At 60.4% G+C, this 5,443-nt stretch carries 4 protein-coding genes; 2 read left to right on the top strand and 2 right to left on the bottom strand.

Translation table 11 applies throughout. From position 1 onward, the window contains the following. Positions 1-534 (bottom strand): zinc-ribbon domain-containing protein (locus tag VGI36_12920; GenBank protein HEY2486047.1); only part of this gene is annotated, 534 nt, incomplete at its 3' end. Between the two features lie 437 nt (positions 535-971). Between VGI36_12920 and VGI36_12925 the strand changes: the two genes are divergently transcribed. Both VGI36_12925 and VGI36_12930 read left to right on the top strand, forming a co-directional pair. Beyond that, positions 972-2,444, top strand: a complete 1,473-nt coding sequence (locus VGI36_12925; protein ID HEY2486048.1) for a DUF3300 domain-containing protein — start codon at positions 972-974, stop codon at positions 2,442-2,444. Between the two features lie 126 nt (positions 2,445-2,570). Then, positions 2,571-3,485 (top strand): DUF2950 domain-containing protein, encoded by a 915-nt coding sequence (locus tag VGI36_12930; protein HEY2486049.1) that lies wholly within the window; start codon positions 2,571-2,573, stop codon positions 3,483-3,485. 209 nt (positions 3,486-3,694) lie between these two features. On the opposite strand, the gene VGI36_12935 is transcribed toward VGI36_12930, so the two are convergent. Next, positions 3,695-5,386, bottom strand: coding sequence for a SulP family inorganic anion transporter (locus tag VGI36_12935; GenBank protein HEY2486050.1), 1,692 nt, complete (start codon positions 5,384-5,386; stop codon positions 3,695-3,697). Positions 5,387-5,443 lie beyond the last annotated feature (57 nt).

Here is a 5,443-nt window from a genome sequence, read left to right on the forward strand (position 1 = left end):
CTCAGTGGCCAACCGTCCGTTCAGCGCCGCGACCTCGTCGACCACCGCCAGCCCGGCGCGCACCGCGCGCTCGGCATCGTCCTCGTGCGCCTGCGGCCAGCCGAAGTACACCATCAGGCCATCGCCCAGATACTTGGCGACATGCCCGCCGAAGCGGGTGACCGCCGCGGCGGCGGTGCGCTGGTAGTGCGCGGCGATCTCGCGCCAGTCTTCGGCATCTAGCTGAGCCGCGATCTCGGTGGACCCGACCAGGTCCGAGAACAACACCGTCAGATGGCGGCGCTCGCCATCGTCCGAGGCCGCCGCCCCGCGTGCCTTCGCGGGGGTGGGTATTCTGGCGGTGGGTTGTGAAGGCGCGGGCGGCTGGGCAGGACCGTTACTGGCCACCAGCGCAGCACCGCAATCCCCGCAGAATCCCTTGCCCCCCGGATTGTCCGCACCGCAGCGCGCACAACGATGCGCCAATGCGGCGCCGCAATCGCCGCAGAAGCGATTTTCTTCGGAGTTCTCCGCACCGCAGTTCGAACAACGCATTGGTAGCGACGCACCCGCCTTGAGTATCGCGATTCACTGCACAAATTGAAATTGGGCCTTGGTCCAAGGCTGGCGAAGTCCGTTCAGATTGGGGCTTCGTAGCTACGGATTTGCCTCGACTGCAACGTGCCTGGCGAAGTCCACAGAGACGAGAGGGACCTTTCCCCTGACTCAGCTTTTTGGTGCTTCATCAATTTGGCACACGACACCACCAACGATCCCGAATGGTGCTCACCAATGCTAGATAGTCAAAACTGTCGCACCCGCGGCCGTCGAAGTGTACGAATCACCGACGAAGACTACACTGATAGAAATCGTAAGAGTCGTTTTCGGTGGTGCGCTATCCCAAGATGAGACACCATGCTGGCTAGCAATTCCGCGCTCATCGCTATAATCGTCATCTGGCGTGAGCGTCACTGACGCGCATGGAGGGACCAATGCGCTGTTCAATCAACCAGCAAAGGTATAGAGCGCTTTCCATAGCGCTTGCTGCCGCTTTACTGATTTCCACTTCCCCGCTGGCGGGGCTGGCTCGCGGTGAGGAGTCTGCATCTACTTCAAAGCCCGAGTCGCAGAGCACAGCTGCAACCACACCGGGGCCGGCGCCCGGTGAAGCTACGCCAGAGGAATTGGAGGAGCTGGTGTCACCCATCGCTCTCTATCCAGACCTGCTGGTGGCACGCATCCTGGTCGCGTCTACTTTCCCTACCCAGATAGTGGAAGCCCAGCGATGGCTTGAGCAGAATCCGAACCTCAAGGGCGATCAGTTCGCGGAGGCAGTAAACGCGCAGCCCTGGGACCCCAGCGTCAGATCACTGGCGCAGTTCCGTGACGTACTCAAAACGATGAATGACAGTCTGTCTTGGACCTCCGCATTGGGAGAGGCGTACTACAACCAGCCTGATGACGTCATGGACGCTATTCAGCGACTTCGCAATCGGGCGGTGAAGGCGGGAACGTTGAAGGACACCCCACAGCAGAAAGTCGAAACCAAGGCTGCGTCTCCGGAACCGGCGGAGGGCGGCGGCGCTCCGGAGGGCGGCGCCACACAGCAGCAAACTGTGGTCATTGAGCCTGCACAGCAGAACACGGTGTACGTTCCTCAATACAATCCTACGACGGCGTACGGGGCGCCGGTCGCGGCGCCTGTCGGGTACGCCGCGCCCGCCGGTTACACCGGCACCGAGATGCTTACAACCGGACTTCTTTCCTTCGGAGCCGGAATGGGGCTCATGGCCCTGATTAACGAAGGCGACGACGACTGGGGTTGCGGTTGGGACGGGGGAGGAGGAGGAAATACGGTCAATTACAACAAAAACGTTTACGCCAATCGCGGCAACAACTACCCAAGAAGCGCACAAGGACAGGCACGACAGGGTTCCCGACAGGCTCGGCGAGACACCCGCCAGACCGGGCGCAACCCTGGTGCGACCCCCTATGCAGGCGCGGGCCGTGGCGGAGGCGCTACGAGGCCCACGGCACGGCCCTACAATGCTGCCAGCGCCAGGCCGTATCGGTCGGGTGGCCCCGGTGGGGGCAAACCAACATTCCCCAAGGCCAGTACCCTGCCTGCAAACGCGGGTTTGGGCGGGGCGTCCGCCGCTGGGCGAGGCGCGGGGACCGGAGGGCGGGGCGCGGGGCAAGGGGCCCTTTCAAATCAGCGACAAAATCGCGCCCAGCAGCAGCGCGGCTATGGGGCAAACACCCCGAATCGAAGCACCCAGGGAGGCCGCAGTGGCGCCTTCGGCGGCTACGGATCTGGGGGACGTACGCAAGCGGCGGGGAATCGGGGACGATCAAGTCTTGGCGGACGAGGGGGTGGGGGGGGCGGTGGTCGACGAGGCGGTGGTGGTGGAGGAGGTGGGGGCAGGCGCGGTGGTGGCGGCGGTGGGGGTCGAGGCCGGCGCTAGGGAGGAGGTTGGTCACCGATCATGAAAATCCACAAACGCAAATCCTCTAATTTGGAATCGAGGGAAATGCCGATGCGATTGACTGTTGGAAAGCTCGGCACAAGGGTCGCTGAACTTGCGGTTCTGATGTTGGCGATTTTGTCCATCTCGTCACATCCACCGGCTTTTGCGGCGACAAGCCAATCGGAGCCCCGAGTATTCAGGTCACCGGGCTCCGCCGCGGCCGCCCTTGTCGAAGCTGCCAGGACAGATGATTTGAAGGAGATGACCACGATTCTTGGCTCCGACGCCAAGGAAATAATCTCTAGCGGAGATCCGGTCGCCGACAACAATGCGCGCGAGGAATTCACGCGGCGCTACGATCAAATGCATCGGCTCACGTACGACGACCAGGGACGGGTGATATTGTACATCGGCGCCGAGAACTGGCCGTTGCCTATTCCTATCGTAAAGCGCGGCGACGGGTGGGCCTTCGACTCAGCGGCGGGTGAAGAGGAGATGCTCTATCAACGCGTGGGTAAGAATGAATTGTTCACGATTGATGTTCTTGAAGAACTCGCCGATGCCCAACTGGAATACGCTGATCGAGAGCGTGATGCCTCGGGGGTAGCGCAGTACGCACAAACGATCTTCAGCTCCCCAGGCAAGAAGAACGGTTTGTATTGGGCCGCCAAGGAAGGTGAGCCAGAAAGCCCGATCGGCCCACTTATAGCCGATGCCACGGCCGAAGGATATCAGCGTGACCCCAGCGGTCGTGCTGCACCTTTCCACGGTTACTATTACAAAGTGCTAACCGGGCAGGGCGCCGACGCTCCGGGCGGCGCATCGGACTACATAGTCGACGGAAAAATGACACGCGGCTTTGCTTTCCTTGCGTACCCTGCGGACTATCGGGCGTCGGGGGTGATGACATTCATGATCGATAAGGCCGGCGTTGTGGTCGAGAAGGACTTGGGCCCCGATACGGAGAAGCTCGCACCAGCTATTACCACCTTCAATCCCGATTCAAGTTGGTTCGAGCTGCAAGAGTCGGAGGACTAGGAATACGGAGGTCACGGCCAGTTCGATAGGAAAAGCGATCAACACTCCTCAACTGACGCGAGCCGCTGGCGCTTTACTCGCGGCGCGATCATCGCAGTTGAGAGGGAATCAGGAAACTCGGATGATCGTTACCGGGAGAGGCCGCGCGAAGACGTCAACGAGCCCCCGAAAGGTCTGAAACTGCTCGACTCCCCATCCGATGGGGCCGTTTACCCGGTGGGCCGCCGTGGCGAAGGTAGCGTGTCTTGCCGGAATGTTCTGAGTTCCGGTTCATTCTTCAAGGCAAACTGCACTGCGCTTCGGACCGAAGGATGGAAGTTTTTTGCACCAATCCGATCCCACGAGCCTGCGCGGACCAGATGCTCGCGCAGCTCGGCCTTCGCGCGCGCCACTACAAAGCTCATCCCTTTAGAGGCTAGCTCGGAGCGAACCTCCTCCAGCGCATCGAGTCCGGTGATGTCAATCACGCTGATCGCTTCCATGTCAAAAATGAAGAGTCGGACAGGCTGGGCGGACCTCGCGACCGCCCGTCGAACGCGCTGCTTGAAATAGTCAGCATTGAAGAACAGCAAAGCTGCGTCGAATCGATAGATCAAAACCCCGGGAATGGTTTGCGCACCGTCATATTCACTGATGTCGGTAAAGCCATCCACACCAGGCACCTGACCAAGTATCGCGTCGTGGGGGCTGGACGCACGGACCAGCAGCAACGCGACGCTAAGCGCTATTGCCAGCGCTATTCCGGGCAGTACTCCAATCGTCGCGACACCCAAAGTCGCAACTGCGGAAAGAACAAATTCCGCTCGGCTAATACCCCAGATCCTTCGAAGAGTCTGAAAATCGAAAAGCGAAACCCCGGCCAGTACGAGTACCGCGCCAAGCGAAGCGTTGGGAATATACGCGAGCGGAGCGGTACACCCGACAAGAACCAATGCCATTATAGTCGCCGCGGTTAGACCGCTCGCCTGAGATCGACCCCCGGTAAGATCATTTATCGCGGTACGCGAATCCGCACCCGCGATCGGGAAGCCGCTGGAGAGCCCCGACGCAATATTCGCGATGCCGAGTGCGATGAATTCGCGATCCGCCTGCACCTCGTACCCGTTGCGCACAGCAAAGCTCTTTGCCGTTATCATCGAGCTACAGAAAGATATCAGAGCAATTCCTACAGCGTCGGGTATGATTTGGGCGGCGTCCGAAAAGAAACCGCGATGGAAGTGCGGCAAGGAGAAGCCCGCGGGAACCGCACCCATTCTCGCCACCGGCCACTTTTCGGAGTCCAGCAGGACCATCATTGCAATTCCGCCGCATACCCCAACGAGCGGCCCTGGCACGCGTGGTGCTACGCGTCCAACCAGGTAGATGAGTACCAGCGTAAGGACGCCAACGATCAAGGTTGGAAAATGAGTCTGCCCGATCTTCGAAACAAAATCGGCAATCCGCAGGAAGAACCCGGTATCGGTACGCACGTGGAGTCCAAACAGCTTACCGAGTTGACCGCTGATGATGACCAGCCCCATGCCGTTGAGAAACCCGACCAGGATTGGACGCGATAGAAAGTTGGCCAGCCCTCCCAGGCGCAGCAGGCCGCCGACCACACAAAGAGAGCCCACCACCACCGACAAGGTGATGGAGAGCTCGAGGTGACGAAGTGAATTGCCCATCGCCACAGGCGCGAGTGACGCAGCGACCAGAGCGCAGGTCGCTGCGTCGGGACCCACGATCAGCTGAGGCGAGGAACCGAACAGCGCGTAGGCGACCAGCGGGAGAATACTCGCGTACAGTCCTACAACCGGAGGAAAACCGGCTAATTCGGCATAGGCAAGCGCGGTCGGGATCTCAACCGCGGCTATTGCCAGCCCGGCAAGCAGGTCCGTGCTTTTGACGGTTCTTGGCAGCAATACGGTTCTCCGGGCACTTCCGATAGTTTAGAAGTTACCGGTCGGACCAATACAGAG

Source organism: Candidatus Binataceae bacterium (assembly GCA_036495685.1).
Taxonomy (GTDB): domain Bacteria; phylum Desulfobacterota; class Binatia; order Binatales; family Binataceae; genus JAFAHS01.